Source organism: Salinisphaera sp. C84B14 (assembly GCF_040361435.1).
In the GTDB taxonomy this organism is placed as follows: domain Bacteria; phylum Pseudomonadota; class Gammaproteobacteria; order Nevskiales; family Salinisphaeraceae; genus Salinisphaera.
This window is the reverse complement of record NZ_APNL01000008.1, coordinates 95,763-120,093: the sequence shown is the minus strand read 5'-3', so window position 1 is coordinate 120,093 and position 24,331 is coordinate 95,763. Positions and strand designations below refer to the sequence as shown.

The following is a 24,331-nucleotide window of genomic DNA, read 5'->3' as shown; positions in this document are numbered from 1 at the left end:
CGCCACCTCAGGACGGCCGCGTCAGGCCCAGGCGCGCCATCAGACCGTCGCGGCGGCTGCCCGGGTCGCCCTCGCCGTCTTTCCTGTCGTCGCCCTGCGGATCCGATTCGGCCGATACTGCACTGGATTCCACGCTCGACGCTGGCTGATCAGCGGCCGGCGCCACGGGTTGGGCCGGGTTCGTGCTGGCCATCCGCATTGCCAGCTGGGCCAGACTGTCGAGCATCATCGCCCGTACCGGCACTTCCACGCCGTGCCGCTCTCGGGCTGCTGCTACCGCACGTACGGCCAGCAGGGAATGGCCGCCCATATCGATGAACGTATCCTGTGCGCCGGGCGCTATGTCATGGCCGAGGGCCTCGGCCCATAGCGCGGCGACGGCATCCACGGCAGCTGCATCCACCCGCGGAGTCGCCTCTTCGTTGCGCGTCTGCTCGAACGGGTCAACGAGCGCGTTGCGATCGATCTTGCCGTTGGCCAGGCGCGGCCACGCGCTCTGAACCACGAACTGCTGGGCAACCATATGCAGCGGCAGACGCTCGCGCAGATACCGCCGCAAAGCGGTCGGTTCGACATCCTTATGGCCGACCGCTGGCTTCCACCACGCCACGAGCTGGTCGTCGCCCTCGCCGGCCGAACGTACGCCCACCACGGCTTCTTCGACCGCCGGGTGGGTGGTGAGGGCGGTCTCGATTTCGCCCAGCTCGATGCGATAGCCGCGCAGCTTGACCTGGGTATCGGCACGGCCGACGAACTCGATCCGGCCATCGTCGCGCCAGCGACATAGATCGCCGGTGCGATAACGCCGTGCGCCGGGGCCGCCGTCCGGGTCCGGTGTGAAACGCTCGGCGGTCAGCGCGTCGCGGCCGACATAGCCGGCGCTCACACCGGCCCCGCCTACCAGCAGCTCGCCGGTCTCCCCGACGGCGACCGGTCGATCCTGGGCGTCGACAATACAGGCACGCCAGCCGGGGATCGGCGGCCCGATGGTTTGCGGACCGTCGGCATGGCGTTCCCCCACCGTTGCGAATACGGTCGTTTCGGTCGGGCCATAGCACTCCATGACTCGAGTCATGCCCGGCTGGGCCTCGAGTTTCGCCACCAGATCCCGGCGCAGCGGTTCACCGCCGACGAACACCGTGCGCACGCTGGCCGGCAGTTCAACGTGGCGTAATAGCGCTGCAAAAGCCGACGGCACGCCACTGACCAGCGTTGGCGGTGTCGCCAGCGGATTGACCAGCGCCAGCAAATCGTCCACCAGCACGACGGTTTTGCCGCGAGACAGCGGCACGAACAGCTCGAACACCGAAAAATCGAAACAGATCGAGGCCGAGGCGAGCATGCGTTCGATTTCGGCATCGTCCAACGCCTGTTTCGCCCAGGCCAGAAACGCCATGACGTTACGATGGCGCACCGACACTCCCTTGGGCCGACCGGTCGAGCCCGAGGTATAGATCACGTACGCCTCGCGCTCGCCGTCGACGCCCGGCTCGGGCACCGGCCCGGTCGCGGCCATGGCCGCTTCCAGGCTTAGCGACGGCGCATCGGCCAACGTCCGCTCAGGCTGGTCGACCAGGGTAAGCGCGACCGCGCTGTCCTCGGCGGTGAAACGCAGACGCTCGCTCGGATAGGTCGGATCCATGGGCACATAGGCCGCCCCGGCCTTGAGCACGCCCAGTATCGCTGCAATCAACGCCGGCGTGCGCGGCGCGCACAGCCCGACGCGATCGCCCGGGCCCACACCGCGCTCGGCCAGTGCGGCCGCGATACGATCGGACGCCTGCGCCAGAGCTGCGTAGTCCCAGTCGCCGCTGGCATGGGCGATGGCGATGCCGTTCGGATTAGCGGCCGCTGCCCGGCCCAGCGCCGTCACCAGATCCGCGTTCGTATCGAGCGGCAGTGCCGGCGGATTGAAGTGCGCGCCGGGGTCGTCGCGCACCGCCGCACGGACCGGCAGCGCATCGACAGCCACGTCGATATCGTCAACCACCGCGGCGAGCACCGCCTCGTAGTCGGCCAGCCAGGCGCCCATCATGTCGGCATCGAACAGCGCGGTGGCGTAATCGCAGTCGATCCACCATTCCGCCTCGCCGATTTCCAGATCGAAATGCAGGTCGAACTGGGTCGTGGTCTTGACCGGCTCGTCGAGGGTGCTGGTCAGACCGGGCATGACGGGATGGCCATCATCCGGGGCACAGTTGAACACGATCTCGGCCAGCGGCAGGCGTGACGGATCACGCGGACCGGGCACCTCACGCAGAATCTGACCGAAGGTGGCCCCGGCATGCGCGCTCGCGCCGCTGATCATGCGGCGTACCGTGGCGAGCAGATCGGCGAACGAGGCATTGTCGGTCGCGGTGAGCCGTAGCGGCAGCGTCTGCACACAGTGACCGAAAAGCTCGGTCTGTCCTTCCAGCACCTGCCCGGCCACCGGCATGGCGATCACGATATCGCGCTGGCCGGTCAGGCGCATGACCAGCGCGGCGAAGGCGGCGAAGGTCACGGCATAGCGGGTGATCGAACGCTCGGTGGCAACGGCGGTAACGCGTTCGGTCACCGCGTCCGACAGGCGATGACGCAGGGTCGATCCATCAGCCCGGCGTGGTACCGGGCGAGCGCCACGGGTCGGCAGGCTCAGCGGCGGCGGCGGGCTCGCATAGAGCTCGCGCCACCAGGCCAGATCGGGCCCGGCATCGCGGGCGACGAGTGCCTGTACATGCTGTGAGAACGGCACCGCGGCGGGCAGCGCCGGCGCTCTGTGTTCGAGTTTGGCCGCGTACAGAGCGCTCAGATCGCGGAAGAACAGCATCGACGACCAGCCGTCGCACACCAGGTGATGCAACATCACGCCGACGTCGTAGCGATCGTCGGCGACCCGGTGCACTGCCACTTCGGCCAGCGCGGTGCCCGGATCCGATAGGTCGAGTATGCGATCGCTCATGGCGCCGATCGCGGTATCGGCTTCATGCTGGGGCTGCTCGCGATCGCGCTGATCGACCCAGTGCAAATCCACAAGCCGCGCATCGCCGGCCCGATACTGGCTTTCGCCGTCCGCCGTAAAACGCAGCGACAGGGCCTCGTGCCTCGCAGCGGCTGCCCCGACGGCAGCCGTGAACGCGACATGGTCGAGCGAGCCTTTCAGCCGCAGGCGACACACCTGGTTATAGGCCGCGGCCACGTCGGGGTCTACCTGCTGGGCCAGCCAGATCTCGCGCTGGGCCTCGATCAAGGGCATTGCCTCGCCAACCGCCAGGCCATGCGTATCGGCGGCATTGCGACCGCCCGGCTGGGCGCCCAAGGCGCCCGGCTCGCCCGGCAAGGCGCCCGCCTCAACCATCGCCGCCACGCCGTCGAGAATCGCCCGTTCCACGGTGGCGATATCGTCTTCGGTATGGGCGATCGAGAAAAAGCAGTTTTGAGCGGCGTCGCGGACGTACACGCCGTGTGCGACCAGCCACGGCGCCAACAGCACGGCCAAAGGCTGGTCCGGGGGCGTATCGAAACGGAACCAGGACGAAAAATGGCGAATACGAAGCGGCACGCCGCCTGCCTCCATCGCCCGATTGACGCGCTGGGCGAAACCGGCGGTGGCCGCATCCAGCGCCCGCTGGGACGCGCCGGCATCGGTCTCGATCCAGTCGAGTACGACATCGGCGGCCGCCATGGCCAGCGGATGCCGGACATGGGTGCCGGCAAAAAACGTCATGGCTGCTTCGGGCACGGAGTCGTCGTCGAAGCGCCAGCGCCCGCCGTCGATTGCATCCAGCCAGCGGGCGCTGCCGGCCAGCGCGCCAATGGGCATGCCGCCGCCGAGAATCTTGCCGTAGGTACACATGTCGGCGCCGATATCCCAGCGCCGGTTGATGCCGCCGGGCGCACAGCGAAATCCGGTGATCATCTCGTCCAGAATCAACGCCGTGCCGGATTGTGCGGTGATACGTCGAAGCTCCTTCACGAAGGCTTCGGGCTGATGATCCGGATGCCGGCTCTGCACCGGCTCCACCAGCACCGCCGCGAGCCGGTCGGCGTGCTCACGCAGAATCGATAGCGATTCCTGGGTGCCGTAGTCCAGCACCATCACGTCGTCGACGCTATGCCGGGCCGCACCCGGCACGCCCGGGCGCGTACGCAGCTGATCGCCGGTCACATGGGCACGGCCCAGGACTTCGTCGAAGGTGCCGTGGTAGTCACCGGTGAAATACACCACGGTATGCCGACCAGTGATGGTACGGGCACAGCGCAGAGCGGCCATGACCGCCTCCGAGCCGGTGGTGGTGAAGGTGGCGCGCTCGTGTCCGGTCAAGCGACACAGCCGCTCGGCAACGCGCGGGGCTGTGGGCATCTGGGGGCCCAGTTCGATACCGCAATCGAGCTGGGCGTGGACGGCCTGGCGAACCGCCGGATGCCCGTGGCCGAGAAACGCCACGCCCAGACTCATGGTGACGTCGATGTAGTCGTTGCCGTCGATATCGGTGAGTCGGGCGCCCTCGCTGGCCTGCATGGCGATCTGGTAGGTCAGTCCCTTCCAGTCGCGATGAAAGCCGACCACGTGCCGCGGATCGGCCATGTGGCGCGGCCCGCTTTCGGCCAGTGCACGCGATGACGGCGTGCGTTGTCTCAGGCGCGTGGTCAGCGCCGCGATGAAGTCACGCTGGGCGGCGGTCAGTGTCGTGGCGCTGCCGATCGCCACCGGCTTGTAAGGCCCGAACCGGCCCCTCTGCCCGCTCGACTGGCTGGCCTGGGGGCGGCCGTGCAGGGCCACGGCGGTGCCGGTGTCGCCGCTGGAATGGTTTGGTGCCGCGGGCGGGACGTCGGGTGTTGGCTGGGCGACAGGCGTCGCGGCCGGAGCGGCGCCGAGCAGGGCCAGCTGCTGCTGCATCAGCGCCAGCTGCTGTTCGACGATACGGTGGGTATCGCTGCCTGCAGGCGTGTTCGCTGCCTGAGACGAAGACGTCCAGGCTGCCGGCTGCGGCGGTCCCGCAGGCGCCGATGCGCCGGGTACGGTGGCTGGCTGCATCGCCGTGGGCTGTGTTGCCGTCGGCTGGGCGGGTACAGCCTGCGCCGGCGCCGGCTGAGCGGGCGGCGGCATCTGCGTGTCCAGATGCACGGCCAACGCATCGAGCGTTTCCAGGCGTTCGAGCAGGTCTCGAAAACGGACGTTGACGCCAAACGTGCGAGAAATTTCGGCCGCTGCCTGGGTCAGGAACATCGAGTCCATGCCGAGCCCGGCAAAGGTACGCCCGGCGAGTTCCTGGTCAATATCGATGCCGGAAAGGTCATGGAACAGCGTGCGCAGGCGCGCACGCAGTTCGGGTACGCGATCGGGTACGGGCATGACGGTCTCGTTGGAGGAGATGGGCAAGCTGTCGGCAGCCGCCGGCGGCGCGGTGTGCTGCGATCCGCGCTGCGGCGGATCGATCCAGTAGCGCTTGCGTTCAAACGGATAGGTCGGCAGATGCAGGCGTTGGCGCGGTGATTGCCCGTGGCCGAACACGCCGGCCCAGTCCGGGGTCACACCCATCTGCCACAGCGCGCCAAGGGCCTTGAGCAGGGCCACATCGGCTGGGGTGTCGTCGCGCGGCCCCCCCTGGCTGGGCACGGCCGACAACGGCGACCCCGTGCCGTTCTGCTGGCCAATTGCTGCCGTGAGCTGGCCGCCGGGCCCGCATTCGACAAACACCGGCTCGAGCTGTCGATGGGCGGTTTCGATCGCGGGCGCGAAGCGTACTGCCTGGCGCATCTGGCGCGACCAGTAGTCGGGTGCGCACATATCGTCGTCGGCCAGCAGCGCGCCGGTCAGCGTCGATACCACCGGCCGGCGTGCCGGGGACCGGGTGATCGCGGCGACCGCGGCTTTCAGAGGCGCCATGGCCGCGGCCATTGCACGGCTGTGGAATGCATGTGAGGTGGCGAGCCGGGTATTGCGTATGTCGGCGTTGTCGAGGCGCTGCGCGAGCGTATCGATCGCGGCGTGCGTGCCGGAAACCACGCACAGCTCGGGGGCATTGATGGCGCTGACCTCGACCCTGTCATCGAGGTATGCCTCGAGTTTATCGGCGGCTGCATGCACCGCCAGCATGGCGCCCGGCGCCTGATCCGCCATTAGCCGCGCACGCGTGGCAATGAGCTGACAGGCATCGTCTTCGCTGAATACGCCCGCGAGCACGGCCGCGGCGAATTCGCCCACGCTGTGGCCCACCAGCATATCGGGCTCCACACCCCAGGCTCGCCATTGATAAGCCAATGCCAGTTCGATGGTGAAGATCGCCGGCTGGGTAATGGCGGTATCGTTGAGGCGCTGCGCCGCGGTCTCGAGCGCCGCCGGCTCGGGGGTAATCAGTGTCCGGATATCGAGACCGAGAGGCTGCTCCAGCTGCCCGGCCAGTCGGTCTATGCTGTCGCGGAATACGCCCGGCGTTTCATAGAGCGCACGCCCCATGCCCGGGTACTGTGCGCCCTGCCCCGGAAACACGAACGCCAGCGGCGGCGCGTCGGCTTCGGTGGCAGGCTGGTTCGCACTGCGCCGCGCCGCGCCGGCCAGCGCCTGGGCCGCCTCGGCGACCGTTGTGGCCACGATCGAAATACGATGACTCATCGCGGCACGGCCAACGGCCAGCGTCCAGGCCACATCGGCGAGCATCGCCTCGGGGTGCCGGTTCAGCCACTCGGCCAGCGCGGTGCAGCGCGCCGCCAGTGCCGTGGGCGTACGTGCGGAAAGCACCAGCAGCTGCGGCTCGCGTGGCGGCGCGTGGCTGGCCGCACGCGGCGGGGCTTCGGCAACGATCACGTGGGCGTTGGTGCCGCCGACGCCGAACGACGACACGCCGGCAACACGCGGGCGCTCGGGCTGCGATGGCCAGGGCGTGAGCTGTTCGACCACCTTGAACGCGGTCGATGCGAAATCGATACGCGGATTGGGCCGCCTGTAGTGCAGCGTCGCGGGCAGTCGGCCTTCGCGAACGGCATGCACGGTTTTAACCAGGCCAGCGACGCCGGCCGCGGAATCGAGATGGCCGACGTTGGGCTTGACCGAGCCCAGCCATACCGGCGCGCCCTTGGCGCCGCCGCTGCGCCAGGCCATGGCCAGCCCTTCCACCTCGATCGGATCGCCCAGCGGCGTGCCCGTGCCATGCGCCTCGATATAGCCGATGTCGTCGGGGCTGACCCCGGCCGCCCGCTGTGCCGCATGCACCACCGCCGCCTGGCCGGCCGGGCTCGGCGCGGTGAAACTCATCTTGGCGGCGCCGTCGTTGTTGATGGCGCTGCCACGAATCACGGCCAGAATTTCGCTGCCATCGGCGACGGCATCGTCATAGCGCTTGAGCACCAGTGCGCCCAGGCCGCTGGAGAACACCGTCCCGCAGGCGCCCTCGTCGAAGGTGCGTACATGTCCGTCCTGGGAGGCCATGCCGCCTTCCTGGGCGAAATAGCCCTGCGCCTGCGGCAGACCAATGGACACGCCGCCGGCGATGGCCAGGCGCGATTCACCCGCCAAAAGGCTCATGCAGGCCTGATGAACTGCGACCAGACCGGTAGAACAGGCAGTCTGAATATTGAGCGCCGGGCCGGTCAGGCCGAATTTGTAGGCGGTACGGGTGGGCAGGTAGTCCTTGTCGTTGGACACCATGGCGGTAAAGCTTTCCACCCCGCGAATGCGCACCTGATCCTCGATCGCGGCGCGGTCGTGCAGGATGTTATGGAGCAGATACGGTTCCAGATAGCCGGCGCCGGCGAACACGCCGGCATGCGCGCCGTCGCGGGTCGGGTCGACGCCGGCCTGTTCGAGCGCCGTCCACGCGGTTTCGAGCCACAGCCGTTGCTGCGGATCGATCAACGAGGCTTCGCGCGGGGTGATGCCGAAAAACGCCGCGTCGAAGTATTCGATATCGTCGAGCACGCCACGGGCGGCAACGAAACCGGGCTGCGAGAACAACGCGTCGATATCGGGCTCGTGGGGGCGAAGCGCATCGGCGTCGAAATGGGTGATCGATTCCACACCGGCCACAAGATTCGCCCAGAACGTATCGGTATCGCCCGCGCCGGGAAAACGTCCGGCCATGCCCACGATCGCGATACGCCGGTCCGCGGTCGGCAGCTGCTCGTGAACGGCCGTCTTGGCGGGCGCCTCGGCAGCGGCCGGGGGTGTCGTGGCGCTGGCCAGGCGCTCGCCGAGCTTGCGGATGGTCGCGTACTGGAACAGTTCGGCAATCGACGGCGCCTCGCCGTAGGTCTGGGCGATACGACCGCGGGCAACCACCAAGGACAGCGAATCGCCGCCGATATCGAAGAAGCTGTCGTCGATGCCGGGGCGCGGCACGCCGGTGACCTCGGTCCAGATTTCGGCGAGCGTCTTTTCGATCTCGCTACGCGGCGCGATATAGCTGCGCGCGCTGGCCGAATCCAGGGCCAGATCCGGCAACGGCAGGCTGCGCCGGTCGACCTTGCCGTTCGCGGTCAATGGAAACGAATCCATCGGCATATAAACGTTCGGACACATCACCGACGGCAGGCGCGCGCTCACGTGCGCGCGCAGTGCGTCTTCGTCGAAGGCCGTTTTCAAGCGAACGTAGGCAACCAGCCGCGGGGCCGGGTCGCCCACCAATCGCACCACTGCCTGGGCAACGCTGGCATGTGCGGTAAGCGCGGTCTCGATTTCGCCGGGCTCGATACGGTGGCCGCGGATCTTGATCTGGTCGTCGCTACGCCCCAGACATTTCAGCCGCCCCCGGCCGTCGGCGTCTACGTCCCAGCGCGCCAGATCGCCGGTTCGATAGGTGCGTTCGGGGGCGATGCCGTCGCCGGGCGACCAATTGATGAACGCGGCCGCAGTCCGCTCGGGATCGTCGAGATAGCCCGCGGCCACCCCTGTTCCGCCGATGTAGAGCTCGCCGACGACGCCCGGCGCGACCAGCGCGCCCCGGGCATCGACGACGTGACAGCGCGTATTGGCGATGGGCCGGCCGATACCGATGTCCTCGCTGTCCAGAACACGTTCGCAGGTCGACCACACGGTTGTCTCCGTCGGTCCGTACATGTTCCATAGCGCGAACTCGCCGGTCGCACTGGTCAGCAGATCGCGCGCCAGCACCGCATCCATGGGCTCGCCGCCCACCATCGCGGTAAATCCGTCTGGCGCCGCCCAGTCCGCCAGGCGCAACAGTCGCCATGTCGAGGGCGTGGCCTGCAGTCGATTCACGCCGTTGGTCTCGATCAGCCGTGCCAGGCGCAGACCGTCGAATATGTCCGGATCACGCGCAATCACCACGCGCGCGCCCACCAGCAGCGGGGCGAACAGTTCGAGCACCGCGATATCGAAGGACAGCGTCGTCACCGCGAGCAGGCAATCATCGCGAAAGATGCCCGGACGCTCGATCATCGACTGCAGGAAGTTCATGACGTTGGCGTGGGTGAGCACCACGCCCTTGGGCTGGCCGCTCGAGCCGGAGGTGAAGATCACATAGGCGGTGTCATCGGGCTTGACCGCCACCCGCGCCGGTGTCGGATTCGGCGCGCTGCCCTGCGCCTCGACGTCGATATCGACGCGCGCCGGCGCGTTGTCCGGCAACGCCCCGGCGACCGCGCCCTGGGTGATTACGCACACCGGTCGCGCCACATCGAACACCCGTGCCAGGCGTGAGCTGGGATGGGTCGGATCGCAGGGTACATAAGCCGCGCCCAGGCGTTGTACCGCCAGAGCCGCGATCACCAGGTGCTCGGAGCGCGGCAGAAAGATGGCGACATGATCGCGTGGCTTGACCCCGCGCTGAACCAGCCGCGCCACGAGCGCATCGATGCCGGCGTCGAGCGCGGCGTAACTCAGCTCGCGGTCTTCGCAGCAAAGCGCGATACGCTGAGGCTCTGCCCGGGCCCGCCCGGCCACGGCTTCGTCGATACTGCGTTCGGCCGGCAATGGCGTGGGTTGCGGCTGCCAGTGGGTAACCAGTCGCTCCCGATCGCCGGGCGCGAGCCAGTCCAGCGCGGCCAGCGGGGCATCGCCGCCCTGCTCGCCGGCAGCCTCGGCCAGTCGCACGAGACGCTCGACCAGTCGGTTGGCGGTGTCCGCGTCGAAATGGGCCGGGTCGTAGCTCAGGTCGAGGGTAAGGCGCTCACCACCATAGGCAAACAATGCAAGCGGATAGCCGGTATGGCCGCGTAGGTCGAACTGCCAGTGGTGACCCCGCTTGTACCGCGCGACGGCGGCGTCGATGGTTTGATGATCGTAGATGACGATCGAGTCCATCGACCCGCGGCCGGTGCCCGAGGCGCGCTGAATGCCCAGCAGGCCCAGATGCTGATGCGCATGCGTTAAACGCTGATCCTGGCGGCGCGCGCGCAGAAAATCCCGCAATGTCACGTCCGCGCCCAGGCTTGCGCGCGTAGGCGTGGTATTGATTAACAGCGCGATCATGCGCTTGGGGTCAGGCAGACCGCCCTGGCGGCCGGAGCGGGTCACGCCGAAAGTCAGATCGGTGGCGCCCGTATGACGCCACAACAGAATCGCCCAGAGCGATTCCACCAGCGCCGACCAGCCGATGCCGCGTTCGCCCACCAGCGCGCTCAGGCGCGCCGTCGTCTCGCGACTCAAATAAGCCACGGCCCGTTCTGAACGCGGCGCAATCGCGGCATTCGGCGGCGCCTTGCTATAGAGACTGGTTAACAGCGGTGCATTGGGCACCCCGTTCAGATACTCGCGCCAGAACTGTCGATCGGCCTCGCCATTACGGGCGGCATGCCATTCGAACAGGCGGCGCGGCGGCTGCGGCAGCTCCAGCGTCGGCGCCTCGTCACCGCGCGAAAACGCATCGTAATAGGCGAAGAACTCGTCGATGGCAAGCACAACGCTGCGACCATCCATCACCAGATGATGAAAGGACCACAGCAACCGCCATTCGCCGTCGCCCAGGTTCAGGCAGGCAAAGCGAAACATCGGCGCCGCCGACAGATCGATCGGCGTATGGAAATCGGTTTCCACGAACGCGTCGATTTCAGCCGCCGACCAGTCGCGCGCGTCGTGTACCTGCACCGACAGCGTGGCACTGTCCTGAATGATACAGCGGGCGCTGCCGTCTACCTGCCAGCTGTAGCGGGCACGCAGGGTTTCGTGACGCTCGATGAGCCGACGCCAGGCCGCCGCGAACCGATCCGGATCGAAGCCGCCCTGCACGCGAACGACGAACTGTTCGACGTTGACCGGCGAGTCCGGCGCGGCGATCGCCTGCAGGATCATACCCTGCTGCGTGGGTGTCGGCGCGTATTCGGCAATATCGCGCGGCGCGCTCATGAACGTGCAGCCATGCGTTGGCGTACATCGTCGAACGATGCGCAGTGCGCGCTCGTCAGTGTGGTCATGCCCCCGTCTCCAATGCCCCGCAACAAGCCTGCCAAAACGGCAGACGCAGTCACCAATATCGTTGCAGTGTGCCTGTAGGATATCGACTTACCCAGGCAAGCCTGAAGCCCCGTCTTTCTAACGCCGCATTGCGGTTGTGGCGCGGTGCCTATCCTAGGACATTTTCATACGGACTGGATCGGCCGACGTATTTTTATCGTCAGACCGGTGGCATTCGCACCGTAAAACGCCGTGGCCACGCCTCGCGGCGAAAACGCCGGGCACAAAAAAGCCCGCGTAAACGGGCTTTCGATCGGTATGGGGTACCGCAGACGATATGGAGGCCAGGCCCGGAATCATTGTGGTCTATACAGGGCTGATTATGCGCAGCTTCTACCTGCGGCAATTACCGATGCCCCCACTCGTGCCCCCAGCCAAGTCGGGGTTCGAAATTGACGGCGGTTCGATTACTGCACGATCCGTGGCATTCTTAACTCGCAGTCAATTATAGAGAAGTAAGGAGATGAAATGGCTGACGAAAAACCCGTTCGGGCTGGCGATATTAAAGAGCGTGTCGCGTACGATCTAATGGATAAGATCGCTAGCTCGCTCGGTTATAGCGGTGACGAAACCCTTCGCACGCGCGACGACTACTTTGAGCTCTATAGTCAATGCTTACGTGTGGTTAGAGGCTCAACGCCGCGTCCGCCTGGCAAGTGATGCGATATACCGGCGGTGTAGCGAGGCGATGGTCTAGCGAGTTGGCTCGCGCTTGACGCCAACGATAAGCGGGGGCATCTTCGGTCCTGGCCTTCAACAGCCAGACACGAAGTTATGAAGCATCCAAGTTCTATGGTCGAGGGTCCGCCGGAATACCCAATACGGCGGGGCGCGACTTCGTGTGCGCTGTTGAAGCCCTCGACCACCTACTATTCAACGAAACACGGAGCATGAGCGATGAGTGACGAAACCATCTCGAACATGGATCACGACGAGTTCACTGATTTCATTTTCGACGAAATCGAGAACGCCCCTGCCGCGCTCACACGCGAGTTGGTCGACAGGATCGAGAAGAACGCTCAAGGAATGGGACTAAACAGGCGGATTGCGCTGCTCACCATGACTATATCCGGTAGCGAATTTCTACGCAGTATTCGTGAGGACCGGGAATTGGCGGTCGCATATGCGAGCGCTGCTGAATGCGCAAAGGATGATCCGCAAAACCTGCGCCATTTAGCCGACTTGATAGAGACCTTCAACACGCGAACGATGGTCGCTCTATGTCAGCGCGAGGACATGGAAGAAATCGAAACAGAAGCTAAACGTGACCTGGTGACAGCCTAGGTTGTTGACCTACACGGCCCCGCATAGCGCGGGGCTTTTTGTTGACGCCCGCTTCAGCCCTGTGCAAATTCTTCGCTAGCTATAACGCTAGCGCTTAGGGGGGAATATGCGCAGGGGCATGAGTACGATCGTTTGGAGCGCATTCTTAGCGCTCGCTATTCCTGCTTTTGCGGAGCCAACTAAAGACATCGCGGCATGCGCAGCAGAGAGTGCCGACGCGGAGCGCTTGATCTGCTACGACAATCTAGCCAAGTCGCTAGGAGTCGACGCTCCGAAGCAGACCGTAGAAAATAGCGAAGGGGATTGGCGGGTACACACCGAAACGTCGCCCATAGATGATTCGACAAACGTTTACCTGACCGTTGCCGCCACCGAAGCCGTGCCAGGGCGCTTTGGACAAACACGGCCTACGCTATGGGTGCGATGCCTGAGAAACACGACCGAAGTAATCGTTTCGTGGCAGCTATACCTTGGTCTCGATGAGACGCAAATGCTGACTAGGCTAGATAAAGAGAAAGCCGAAACGCGCACTTGGTCGATATCGACGAACAATCAATCCGTTTTCTATCGCGGTAACGATATCCAATTCACGAAAAAGTTGTTCCAGCACAAGAAGCTCTTGGTGCAGATCACGCCCTACGGCGAAAACCCAGTGATGACCACCTTCAATATCGGCGGACTAGAGGAGTCGATCAAACCGCTTCGCAAAGCGTGCCACTGGTAGCGCGACGGGCCGGGTATAGCGCTTGGTCTAATCAGCAATTGCGGGCTGCGAAGTCTCGTCTTAAGCTTCGTCGCCATGACATTAATGTTTCACCCAGACCAAGGCACGGTCTTAATCTGCGACTTCAGTACGGGCTTCAAGGCTCCCGAGATGGTGAAAAAACGGCCAGTCGTTATTGTGTCGCCGCGCCGTCGCCAAGGGTCACCCTTGTACACAGTGGTCCCGCTCAGCACAACGCCTCCGACCCCGGTAGAGCCGTATCACCATCAGATCGACCCTAAGTCACTGCCGGGACAACTTGGACGCAAGCAAACGTGGGCTAAGTGCGACATGTTGAATACTGTTTCGCTTGATCGGTTAGACAGAGTTTTGATTAGACAGGCAAACGGGAAACGTCTCTACACGAGCGGGATGTTGACTCGCGATGATTGGCAATCGATCCGCCAATGTCTTCGCTATGCGCTTGATCTTGACGCCAGTGCTAGTTAGCGCGATCATGTCGATGTTCCCGGTAAATCGGGCAAGAGAGACTGCCGGAGACGGCAGCAGACCCCGGAAGGCGACAGCAAGCCAACCGGGGTTTTTATTGCGCGACTGAAAGACGAACTGGCCCCTACACGCCTTAAATCCGCCGGTAAGTAAAAAAAGCCCGGGGCCTTGCCCCAGGCTTAGTGCTGGCCACGCGGTCAGGAGGATCGCCCGCAGGCTAAAACCGCTGCCAGCCGTCGGGGTTTTGCTTATGCGCGGCACTCTCCGACTAATCCGCGTCCGTCCTAGAGCTTGCGCTCGGGCGACGGCAGCCCTCTAAACACGCTGAAACTTGCTAACTGCCTCTGTGCTGTAGCGCTGGGAAAGTTCGCTTAAGTCCCTGACTTTGCTTGCCGCGCACTTCTAGATCGTGCAGAAAGTTCGTTTCGACAGCTTTGATGATGAAGTTGATATCCATACCGCCGGTCTGGTTCGGCTGATTCTGTGTCTGTACAGCTTCCAAGCCCGGCGCTGTCTCGATGGTGATGTTGTTCTGCGGCGCCTGGCTTTGGCCCAGCGCATGATTCGGGATAACCGTTGTCGGCGTGCGCGGTACGATCAGCTCCGGGCCGTTCTCGCCGACGATCGAACCTTTCCCGATAGGCGGATTGCCGCCCTTGGCAAAGAATCCGCCGAACGATGGAACGCCGAAGCTCGAACCGCCGATACCCGCATCCGCTAGCGACTGGCCGGCGCTGGCCGAACTGACGCCACCACCGCCAAACATGCCACCGATGGTCTTGATACCGGCGCCAATGAGGCCGCCGAACTTGCCGTCTTTCTCGAAGTTATTGCCTAGTAGCGCACGCGAGAGCTGGGCGGCCTGAGCCTGCGCCACCATCTCCATGAGCATGTCGCCCCAGCTCGCGAGGATGCCGTCGAACTCACCCCGTAGCGTCTGGCTTACCGTGCGTCCAAGCTGATCCTGAATGTTCTCTCCCGCGCGAGTAGCGAACACGCTCATCCGATCGGTATCAGCGTTCATGCGCTCGACCATCTGTGCATGCGCGTTGGCGATCATTTCGTCAGCGAGCTGGTTCTCACCAACAAGGCTTCGAATCCGTGTCACCTGTGCCTGATACCAGCTCTGTGCTGCCTGCTCTCGGCTTCCGAACTGCTGGATCAGGTCGTCAACGCCTTGCTTGCGCTGCTCCTGCAAATCGAGCCATTCGCGGTATTTGTCCTGCGACTTCTGCATCGCCTCAAGATGGCGCTGCTCGGCTTCGGTAATGCCCGCCGGCACAGTGCGATCTGGGACGTTTCTTTGAGTCGACTTGCTGGCCGTTTCGTCCTGCGTGCCGGGCTCATTGGCCGATCGAGTGATATCGATCTTCAACGGGCCTTTGTTCATGGCCCGGTCGATCATCATCGCGGCCTGCCAATATTTATCGGCAGCCTTTTGGTTCGCTTCGTTCAGGTCTGACCCAAGCGGGTACTGCGTCGCGCGCTGTGTGCTGGCCCGTCCGCGTTCTTCATACATCTGCCTGAGAGCGGCTAAGCGCTCCTTGGAGAGACTAGCGAGGTCTTCGTCGGTCGGGTTGCCGCTTTGCAGCCTGCGGCCCATACCGGACGTTGAGCCGGCCATCTGTGCCGTTCCGGTGACGGTGGCCGTCGTGATACCGAACAGCCGGGCAATCAGCGCGTTGCTGCCGAACTTGGCGATATCGCCTAGGGTGTTTTTGATATCGGCAAGCCGTTCGCGCAGGGAATCGAAAAAGCTCTTGATCTTGCCTGTTTCGCCCGAGCGCTTGATGAACCGCTGCATCTCGTCGGCGGCATCTGACAATGCCGGCGCAAGCTCGATCGTGGCCGTGCGGGCCAGACCTTTGATGGCGTCCGCAACGCGATCCCATGCCTGCCAGAACTGGAGAATTTTCTGAACGTCGATCTCGCTGTTGGCAAGATTCAGCTCGCGTGCCCGTTGGGTATAGAGCCGGAGCAACTCGGCGTTGTCCTTCAACAGCGGCCGGAGACGTGACCCTTCGTCGGCCATTGATTCGAGGATGTTGACCTGTGCGGCTGCGGGTAGGCCGCTGATCGCGTTACCGATCTCGGTCAGCATCTCGACCGGCTTCAGCTTGATGAGGTTGTCAGCGGACAGGCCGAGCTTTTCCAGCGGATCGGCTAGTTCACCGCCGCCCGTCAGCGCTACGTCGCCGATCTTGTCGCTCAGATCCTTGAGAATATCGGCAGCCTTATCCGACTCGATGCCGACCTTGCCCGTGGCGAACTGGAACGCCTGAAGCTGTCCGGTCGCGATATCTAGCGCCTGCGCGGATTCGTTCGCCCGCTTGACCATATCCGCCTGGCTTTTCATCACTGCGCCGACAGCGACACTTACGCCCGTTAGACCGGCTGCAAGCTGTGTGGCCGACCGTGCAATATCGCTGAAGTGCCGGTTCATGTTGCGCGAGAAACGCCGCATCTTGCGGTCGAACGTCTCCGTGCGCTTCTGCGCTTGGTCGAGGTTCCGGTCGAAGCCACCGGTTTTGGCGACCAGATCGACGCTCAGCGTGCCGAGAGAGCCGCTCGGCATTACAGCTCACCGATCGATTGGAATGCCGCGATTACTTGCTTCATGTCGATGCCTTCCTCGCTCTGCTCAGGCTCGGCGCCGTATAGGAAGTCCGCCGGCTGCGACTTGCCACCCATGGCCTGCACGATCAGCGCTTGCACGGTGGCTAGATGGCCCTCCAGCTTGCTGCCCGCGTCCAGCGGTCCGGTCTTGGTGCGATACGCCATCCATTGCAGTGCCTCGCGGTACGTCAGACGTTGCTTGGCTTCTGCGATCGGGCAGCCGAAGACCTTCGCGATTTCGAACCAGAATTCGCCGGACGGGGTGATGCTTTTGGGTCGGTGCTGGCCTCTTCATCGCCGACGCCATTAACTCGCATCACATGGTCGGAAAACAGCATCGCCAAACCGGCGTTCAGCTGGTATGCCTGTTCATAGGTCAAGGCTTCGTCGCCGTCATCGCCGAGCCGGATCGCCATGCTGATTAGCTCGGCGGACTGGCTGGCATCCGGGTTGTCGCGGTTGTACACGCGATCGATATCGCCAAAAGCCAGACGCCGGACATAGAACTCGACTTCGTGCTCGTCGCCGCCGTGATGCCACGTACCGGAGCGCTTGACCAGATCAGCGCTGATAATCCCGCCCGATTCGGTGATCTCGCGAATGCTCTTCATGCCTTGGCCTCGACCTGCGGCCGGCCGCTGACCTGAACGCCGACCGATGCGGTCACCACGTCATTCATGGAGAAGTCGAACTCCAGCGACGTGACAAAGCCCTCGAAGGTGATATTCGAGCGATCGGTGAACGCCCAGCCTTCGCTGAACGTCGGCGCATCCGTACCGTCGGAGAAACCAATCGCCCACTGCTTGGTGTCGCCGGTCTTCTGGAGATCCCGAAGCGTGATGTGGCTGGCGTCACTCGGGTCGAAGCGCACGTCGAAGGTGATCTCGCTGGGCGTGGAGAGACCCTTCACATAGGTGCGATCGGTGTCGTCGAGGCTCGTGGTCTCAATCGATTCATTGGTGGCGCCGCCGCCCGAGATGGACGTTGGATGACCGATCTTGGTCACGGTGCCGTCCACGTTCACGAACAGTGCGGTTTTCTGTGCTGCAATGGCCATGCTTACTTACCTTTGGCTGATACTTGCTTGGTGATGCCGTCCCATAAGTCGGCAGAAACGGCAGTGAAAACTTCGGTCCGGGTGTTATCCGCGCTGTTGCGGATAAAAGGCTGCGCCCGCATATGGGCCGTGCCACGCTCCAGAAAGAGCCCGTAGTGATATGGCTGGCCGGGTTTGGAGTCCTTCACGCCTGTGCTTACGCCTTCGTCGAAGTCGAACCGTTTCAATGTCCGCTTCGGAATAGAGCGCGTGGCGATCTGCTTGTAGACGGCCTCGCTGGTTGCCGGATCATCGAACTTGCGCGCGTTACGCTTCATCTCGTTACGCAAGGGCTTCGCACCGGCACGCAGGCTGTGGCGCACGATCTTCTTGGCCGCCTTGCCTTCCAGGCTTTTGAGCTTGGCCAGCACGCCGTCCAATCCTTCTATGCGTTCCCTGGCCATCAGTTCAGTACCCCGTTGGATACGATCGCCACGGCAGGCGCATGCGGCGCCCGTCGGTGGAAGACGCTGCAATCCATGCTGTAACGCGACAGGAACGTATCGGGGTCGCGGCCCATCGCCAGCGGGCCGTCGATAACGCTGTGATAGCGCTCCACGTAGTTGCGGGCCGTCCACATGGCCTCGCGGGCAATCACGGGATCAGCGGCGTACACGTCGATCTGTATGCGCTGCTGGTCGCTGTCGGGCGCGTCGGAAAGCGAGTTGTAAGCCACATTGCTGATCGGCTGCCAAACGACAAACGGCTCGGCGGCGTTCTGGGGCGCGGTCATCATGTAGATGCGGTCGTCGATATACATCGCGAGTGCCGCATCGGCCTGCAAAAGTGCGGTGATGTTCTCGATCACGTCTTCACCTCGGCGCACATGAGCGTGAGATGATCGAAACCCGATCCATCGTCGGGCAGCACCGCCTCGATGTCGTAGGTCTTGCCGCGATGCGTGACTCGCATGGTGGCGTCCACGTCGTCGCGATAGCGGATCGTTACTCGCGTGGAGACCTCGGACTGCACCTGCTGTGCGGCGAAGTATTCACGGCCGGACTGAGGCGCTACGTGCGCCCATACGCTCGCAACTTCGGCCCAGTCGAGCGTGACCTCGCCGTAGTCGCTGCGCGTCTCCTGGCGGGCCTGCAAGGTGATCTTGTGGCGTAGTTGGCCGGCCGATACCTGCATCACGCGATCCTCGGGCAGCGCAACGGCTGGAGTAGCGCCGTGGCGCCGGGACCAAGCGAATAGCCGTTCATGAACCAGTCGATCTGATTCTTCTGTTGCGGGCCTTCACGCTGGATGTACTGACGCGCCAGCTCGACCAGCACGGCCAGCCGAACGCATTCGTGCAGTTCGCCGTTGGCGTCATAGAGTCGGGATTCGGCGCCGCACCAGAGAATGACGGCGTTCTCCACGGTTGGGATCGCCATGTTCAGCCAGGGCATATCCGCATCGTCGAGGCGCAGATGCTCTTTGGCTTCATCGGCCGTGATGAGGCTAGGCATCGTTCACCCCCACGCGGGACAGCGGCACGTCCTGCTGCTGAACGAGTAGCTGGTCACCACCTTTCACCGGAGGCAAGTCGAACTGCGCACGAGCTTCGTTGCGGCTATAGATCCCATCCGTGACCAGACGCCCGTAGACCTCAGCACGGCGGCCCTGATCCATGCGTAGCAGCTGATCGGTGTCGAGCTGGATGTATTGCCCGCGTGGCAGGTTCAGTGCCCGTGTCAGCAGCGTCTCCATGGCGTTGACGTGCTGCTGCAGGCCGAGCACGAAATAGCTGCGCATGTACTCGGCGGGCTTCTGACCGGACGGCAGAGATTCAGCGCCGACGATGAACGGCGGAATGCCGAACGGCTGGCAGATCGATTTATCCGATAGCTGAAGCTGCTCGACTACCTGCGAATCGACCGCTTTGCTGCCGAAGGGCGTGTATTTCGCATCGGCACCGACCACTCGCGTATCGGTGGGCTTGGTGTTTTGCCAATAATCCTTGAGCGCCTTGGCGTCTTCGTCGGACAAGCCGGCGGGCACGGTCAACAGGCCGCCCAGCACCGAGCCGTTGCTGAATAGCTCCGCGTTGTTCCGGGTGATGTGATAGGACTTGAGTGCCGTCCAGTAGGCCGCTGTAACCGGCGGTACGCCAATCAGTTGGTGATACAGGCATGGCCCGCGATCGTGGATCACATCGCTTGCGGGGATGGTGATCTGGCCATCGCCAAAGGCTTCGGGCAGAAGGTTCTGCTTGCTGCCCAGGCTGAGCCGATAGAACACGCTGCCCGACTCGCTGATAAGCGGCTGGACGTTCGCCCAATCAAGAACGAACATCTGGCCGGCGGCTTTCAGGATCAGCGCATTGCCGTGCTGGAGCTTCGACAGAATCCACGCCCGGCGGAAAGCATCGGGCGTCTGGTAGTCGTTGGGGTACTCTAGGGCCTTGGCGTTCGCCGGAATATCGACCGTTCGCGGAATGCCGTGGCTGTCGTTCTGCTTGACGCGCCACGGGAGCTTGCCCACGTCGGAGCTGATCCGATCAAGGCAGGCGAACAGCGTCGGGCTGGACGTAACCAGCGCGTCCTGCTGCACCTCGACATTGCGCTGCCAGGCGCCGCTGAACGGCTCCAGGATGCGACGCCAGCCCCCGGAGTTGAACCCCGAAGGCTGATCGGTCGCGGCCTTGGTGCGAAAAATCCGCATCATTAGCCGCCGTAGGTTGCACCCTTGATGCGAGCCACGACGTTATCGCGCCGCTTGGCCCAGTTCACCGTCTGCTCGACCCGGAAGCCGACAAGGTTCTGCTGCCACAGGCTGACCAGCGATCCGCTGCCCGTCGGGGCGTCGTCCATCTCGAGGCTGGCCTCGGTGCTCATGGACACGTCCACGCCGCCTTCGGTCGCGTAGTAGATGTCCGATGCATTCACCAGAAAGATCTGGTGCTCGACCGGTGCAGTCGTCTTGCTCAGCGGGACATAGTTGGAAACGATCGCCGGCAAGCCCGAAAGAATGCCGCCCTGCATGGTCATGCCGGGGAAAGCGGGCTGATCGTAGGCATTGAGCATCAGGCTCAGCGCCAGCGCCGTGGTGCCGTCCATGATGAACACGCCCGAAGTCGGCGCGTTGTTGGCCGCAATGAAGGTCTGATACATGGCCTTCAGATCCGCGAGCACACCATTTACATCGGTGCCGCTTGCAGTCGTGCCTGTTACGCCGTTGGTGATCGAGGCCGGCTTCACGTCGGCGGTGCCGGCATTGGCCGGATCGATGAAGTCACGGTCGAGGCGTTCAGCCAGTGCGTCGGCCAGGCTGTCGCGAATCAGCGCATCGGCAGCCGGGCTGGAATCGCGCACGACTTCCATCGAAGCCACAGCGATCGATGCGGCTTTCAGCGGTGCCAGAGTCGTGCGGGAGAATCCGAAACTCGTCACCGGCTTGGCTTTCGCTTCGCCGACCCAGCCCGCCGAACCGCCGTTCGTCTGACCGACCAGCGGGGCGCGGAACGGGACATTGCGCAGTGCCGGCCGTCCGTCCGTGCCGAACTGGCCGATGATCGTGCGGGGGCGCAGATAATCGATGAAGTCGGCAAACGCCGCGCCTTCGTCGGATACCAGATTGCCCGCCCAAGTCGCGTTGCCGGTCGTGGCCGGTTCGACCGCCGCCTTGGTCATAAGACTCTTGGTCGTGGCGAGCACGTCGTCGCGGTCGTTGTAACGCTCGCGTGCGATCTCCAGCGCGCTACGGTGCTCCATGCTGCCGAGTGCCAGACAGCGGGCCGCACGAGCGAACACGATGCCCTTGTCGAGCTTCTGTGTGTTTCGGGCAGTACGGAACTGCGTACCCGGCTGCGTCTTGTCTACCGGCTCGGCGTTGGCCTGTTCAGTGGCCAGCATCTTTTCGAGTCGTGCCACGTCGGAATCGATCTGCTCGATCTCGGTCTGTAGCTCGTCAACGCTTTCCTGTTCGTCCGACGAAAGGCTGCGCTCTTCATTCGCCGCCTTGTCGGTCAGCTCGACCTGCTTCTTGAACGCGGCCTTACGAGAATCTCGGTACTGATTGATCTGCTCGGCTAAACCCATGGTCTGTTACCTGTGAAGTTGTGAACAACTCTTCAACTGTTACGCAAAATAAAATGCGTCTTTCGGAGAGAGAAGCCGCGATGCGGCGTTGTGATAGGCGTCGGCGTTGACGCCGAAAGGGTCTTGATCGTCTGGATCGAGGCGTCTTGGTTCGCCGGGATCGTCACGGCTGAGAGCTCAAGCCAGTCCCAAGCGGAAATAGCCATGCCGCCACCCTCGCGAGGCTGCCATTCCTTCGGCACGAAACCGATCGACAAGCCACGGACAAGGCCGCTCTTGATGCTCGCCCAGGCTTCCTGCAAGCGGCCGGTTAGGCCGTTCGGCATGTCGTCGGTGGGTCGCTGGATGCTGGCGCTGATCTCGATACCGGAGTCGGTAAACGTTGCCGTATCAACGTGACCTATCGGTGCGCCGTGATCGTGCTGCCACAACAACGGGATTGGCAATGTGAACTGCGCGCCCTTGGGGTCAACGGTATCTCGCATCCGGTCAGGCGTCGGCGTCGAGGCGATGCCGGTAAAGCTCCAGCTATCGCCGTCAACGGCCTTAACGTGAATCGTCGAATACAGACGGTTGTACATGCTTACAGTTTACCACGTTACAAAGTAAAAAGGGCAAGCGTTTTTGACATTGATTCGGGATTCAGGGCCATTATTGCAGTCGCGTCGAATAGAGCCATTAAAGGATCGATCTTTCCGCGTCCGCTGGCCTGCTTTGTTATCAAGATTGAGTTGGCCCTCGGCTCAACACGGGCGTTACTGACCGCCCAGCGCATAAGCCCCTGATCGGCTGGTATGAATGACCCATCGGCCAGCCATCTTTCAGCCGTGCTGATTGCACTGCCTAACTTCCAGCCCTGACTGATTCCGATGATCTTGTCGCTCGGCACGCCGGCATTCTGGATTGCTTCAACGATCTGTCCGATACCGGCCGGATCACAGCCGATTTGATATAACTTATTCGACGCCTGAACCTTCGCGCACATCGCCGCGAGCTGCTCGATATCCGGCCCGACACTCGGCACGATGGTTAGATCGCCTTCGGACTCGAAGCCCCGCAAGGTCGGTGCGATCTGTTCGCGGCGCTGTAGGGCTATCTCGGCGCACCACGCATGGCCCCATCCGAGTTTGCGCCCCGTGCCGCTCTCGCGGCCGATGGCGTACAAGCCCAGCAGATCATCCAAGCCACCGCCGTCGATACCGACTGTGACGACCTCGCAGCGGTCTATCAGCGCATCCAGCGCCAACGGGGTCTCGTTGTCTTGCCAGTAGTCCGCGCCGGCCCAGCGGTCAGTTCGCAGCGCGAGCCCGATCTCGACGTTCAGATGCTTCGCGAGAAAGCGCTGGAGGCTACCGTCTTGCCGATCCTTTACTTTCCTGTACTCGGCTTGCAGCCAGCGGTGCGATACCGAAGCGTCTAGGTTCGGATTGGTGATCTCGAACGCCTTGTCGATATTGCGGCGCCAGTCGAAGCCATCGGGTAGTTCGTACAAAACGGGCATGAAGGCCGCGTCGTCGATACGGCCGTCGCGTACTTGGCGGGCATACGTGAGCTTGTCGCGGAATACGCCAGCCGGCGGTTCATCGCTCTGCGTCGATAGATAGAGCGCCCAGCCCTCCTTTCGGCTCGCCATGCCGCCCATGGCCTCTTGTAGCGCGCTCTCGGCGCGTGCGATGCCGCCCAATAGCCAAAGCTCGTCTACCAGCACGTAGCTGGCGCGTTTGCCTGCAAGGCTGTTGCTGTCGAGGCTGACGACCTTCAACACGTTGTCGTTGACGCGGTGCTCGATCGACTTGATGTGATCGCGAACATGAAAGACCGCCGACAGGTCGGGATCGGCTCGAACCATGCCCGCCGCGATGCTGAAAGTTGTGTTTGCCGTTTCGCGTGTAGCGGATAGCAACAGAAGTTCGTCGTTCTGGCGTTCATGGAGGATCAGCGCCGTGAGCATGATTCCGGCTGAGATAGTGCTCTTGCTGTTCTTTTTCGGGATCAACAACAGGTACTCGCGGATTTCCTGCTCGCCTGTTTCGGGGTTCAGGCCACCGAACACGGAGCGCACGAAGTCGAACACCCAAGGGCGGCACACTTCGCCCATCGTCGGTTGGCCCGGCATGTCCGGTATGTGCAGCCGTGAGAACAGATCTACGGCGCGTTCGGCCGACTCCGGGTACAAGGCCATCACTTCACGCGAGTCAGGCGCTCAGCAGCCGCTACAGCACTCTTCTGCTTGTCGGTCTTCGCGGTGCTTTCGTACGTCCGTTTTGATTCCTTGTGATACGTCAGCACGATTCGTGCGGCCGATTGCCGATCCTTCGGGTCGAGATTGGTGTCGGCGATCTGCGCGGTTAGCAGTTCGAGCGCCTGGCGTACATCGGTTGCCTTGCTCATGGCGGTTTCTCAGTTGACCGGGGAAGGGGAAAAAATCTCCATGCGATGCTCGGGTGCTGCACAGCGAATGGCCCTAGACATATATCGAAGACCCCGCCCGTCGCTTGGCACGCTCTGTCAGCTCGCTGTTGGTCTTTTCTCGGTGGCAGGGGATGCACAGCGCCTGTGTATTGCTGTCGTCCGTCGAGCCGCCATCTGACAGCGGTGTGATGTGATCCAGCTCGAAGGCTTCGTACGCCACGACAGCGCCACAGCCTGCACAGCGTGGGTCTTGCTGCCATACCCGCATCCGTTGCGAGTTGCGCTCTTTCGTCTTC

18 protein-coding genes are annotated in these 24,331 nt (G+C 63.3%); 3 read left to right on the top strand and 15 right to left on the bottom strand.

The window, feature by feature from the left end; translation table 11 throughout:
- Nucleotides 1-7: 7 nt before the first annotated feature.
- A complete protein-coding gene (locus tag C84B14_RS08960) occupies nt 8-11,281 on the bottom strand; it encodes a non-ribosomal peptide synthetase/type I polyketide synthase (RefSeq protein ID WP_353223473.1) in 11,274 nt (3,757 codons plus the stop codon).
- A 1,005-nt stretch (nt 11,282-12,286) separates the two neighbouring features.
- On the opposite strand from C84B14_RS08960, the gene C84B14_RS08955 reads away from it, so the two are divergent.
- The 3 genes from C84B14_RS08955 (at nt 12,287) to C84B14_RS08945 (ending at nt 13,886) form a co-directional block, all read left to right on the top strand.
- Entirely contained in the window at nt 12,287-12,673 is a 387-nt protein-coding gene (locus tag C84B14_RS08955; protein ID WP_353223471.1) for a hypothetical protein, read from the top strand.
- Nucleotides 12,674-12,791: 118 nt separating this feature from the next.
- A complete protein-coding gene (locus C84B14_RS08950) occupies nt 12,792-13,397 on the top strand; it encodes a type VI secretion system-associated protein TagO (RefSeq protein WP_353223469.1) in 606 nt (201 codons plus the stop codon).
- Between the two features lie 75 nt (nt 13,398-13,472).
- Complete coding sequence (locus C84B14_RS08945) at nt 13,473-13,886, top strand: type II toxin-antitoxin system PemK/MazF family toxin (RefSeq protein ID WP_353223467.1); 414 nt, start codon at nt 13,473-13,475, stop codon at nt 13,884-13,886.
- A gap of 334 nt (nt 13,887-14,220) precedes the next feature.
- Here the strand turns inward: C84B14_RS08945 and C84B14_RS08940 are convergent, their stop codons facing one another.
- The 14 genes from C84B14_RS08940 to C84B14_RS08875 form a co-directional block, all read right to left on the bottom strand.
- A complete protein-coding gene (locus C84B14_RS08940; RefSeq protein ID WP_353223466.1) occupies nt 14,221-16,461 on the bottom strand; it encodes a phage tail tape measure protein in 2,241 nt (746 codons plus the stop codon).
- The gene (locus C84B14_RS08935; RefSeq protein ID WP_502949903.1) at nt 16,461-16,694 is read right to left on the bottom strand and encodes a phage tail assembly protein T; all 234 of its coding nucleotides are present in this window, start codon (nt 16,692-16,694) and stop codon (nt 16,461-16,463) included. The genes C84B14_RS08940 and C84B14_RS08935 overlap by 1 nt, the downstream gene beginning before the upstream one ends.
- Nucleotides 16,691-17,113: a phage tail assembly chaperone family protein, TAC gene (locus C84B14_RS08930; RefSeq protein ID WP_353223462.1), complete on the bottom strand. Its 423-nt coding sequence runs from the start codon at nt 17,111-17,113 to the stop codon at nt 16,691-16,693. Before C84B14_RS08930 ends, C84B14_RS08935 begins: the two co-directional genes overlap by 4 nt.
- The gene (locus C84B14_RS08925; protein WP_353223460.1) at nt 17,110-17,559 is read right to left on the bottom strand and encodes a phage tail tube protein; all 450 of its coding nucleotides are present in this window, start codon (nt 17,557-17,559) and stop codon (nt 17,110-17,112) included. Before C84B14_RS08925 ends, C84B14_RS08930 begins: the two co-directional genes overlap by 4 nt.
- A gap of 2 nt (nt 17,560-17,561) precedes the next feature.
- Entirely contained in the window at nt 17,562-18,002 is a 441-nt protein-coding gene (locus C84B14_RS08920) for an HK97-gp10 family putative phage morphogenesis protein (RefSeq protein ID WP_353223458.1), read from the bottom strand.
- A complete protein-coding gene (gene gp17 / locus C84B14_RS08915) occupies nt 18,002-18,406 on the bottom strand; it encodes a tail completion protein gp17 (protein WP_353223456.1) in 405 nt (134 codons plus the stop codon). Before gp17 ends, C84B14_RS08920 begins: the two co-directional genes overlap by 1 nt.
- Entirely contained in the window at nt 18,403-18,732 is a 330-nt protein-coding gene (locus C84B14_RS08910; protein WP_353223454.1) for a phage head closure protein, read from the bottom strand. The genes gp17 and C84B14_RS08910 overlap by 4 nt, the downstream gene beginning before the upstream one ends.
- The gene (locus tag C84B14_RS08905) at nt 18,732-19,052 is read right to left on the bottom strand and encodes a head-tail connector protein (protein ID WP_353223452.1); all 321 of its coding nucleotides are present in this window, start codon (nt 19,050-19,052) and stop codon (nt 18,732-18,734) included. Before C84B14_RS08905 ends, C84B14_RS08910 begins: the two co-directional genes overlap by 1 nt.
- Entirely contained in the window at nt 19,045-20,247 is a 1,203-nt protein-coding gene (locus tag C84B14_RS08900) for a phage portal protein (protein ID WP_353223450.1), read from the bottom strand. Before C84B14_RS08900 ends, C84B14_RS08905 begins: the two co-directional genes overlap by 8 nt.
- Before the next feature lie 2 nt (nt 20,248-20,249).
- Nucleotides 20,250-21,623 (bottom strand): phage major capsid protein, encoded by a 1,374-nt coding sequence (locus tag C84B14_RS08895; RefSeq protein WP_353223448.1) that lies wholly within the window; start codon nt 21,621-21,623, stop codon nt 20,250-20,252.
- Nucleotides 21,624-21,655: 32 nt separating this feature from the next.
- Nucleotides 21,656-22,204 (bottom strand): HK97 family phage prohead protease, encoded by a 549-nt coding sequence (locus C84B14_RS08890; RefSeq protein ID WP_353223446.1) that lies wholly within the window; start codon nt 22,202-22,204, stop codon nt 21,656-21,658.
- Nucleotides 22,205-22,221: 17 nt separating this feature from the next.
- The gene (locus C84B14_RS08885; protein WP_353223444.1) at nt 22,222-23,805 is read right to left on the bottom strand and encodes a terminase large subunit; all 1,584 of its coding nucleotides are present in this window, start codon (nt 23,803-23,805) and stop codon (nt 22,222-22,224) included.
- Nucleotides 23,805-24,014: a hypothetical protein gene (locus C84B14_RS08880; protein ID WP_353223442.1), complete on the bottom strand. Its 210-nt coding sequence runs from the start codon at nt 24,012-24,014 to the stop codon at nt 23,805-23,807. The genes C84B14_RS08885 and C84B14_RS08880 overlap by 1 nt, the downstream gene beginning before the upstream one ends.
- 73 nt (nt 24,015-24,087) lie before the next feature.
- A complete protein-coding gene (locus C84B14_RS08875; protein ID WP_353223569.1) occupies nt 24,088-24,303 on the bottom strand; it encodes an HNH endonuclease signature motif containing protein in 216 nt (71 codons plus the stop codon).
- Nucleotides 24,304-24,331 lie beyond the last annotated feature (28 nt).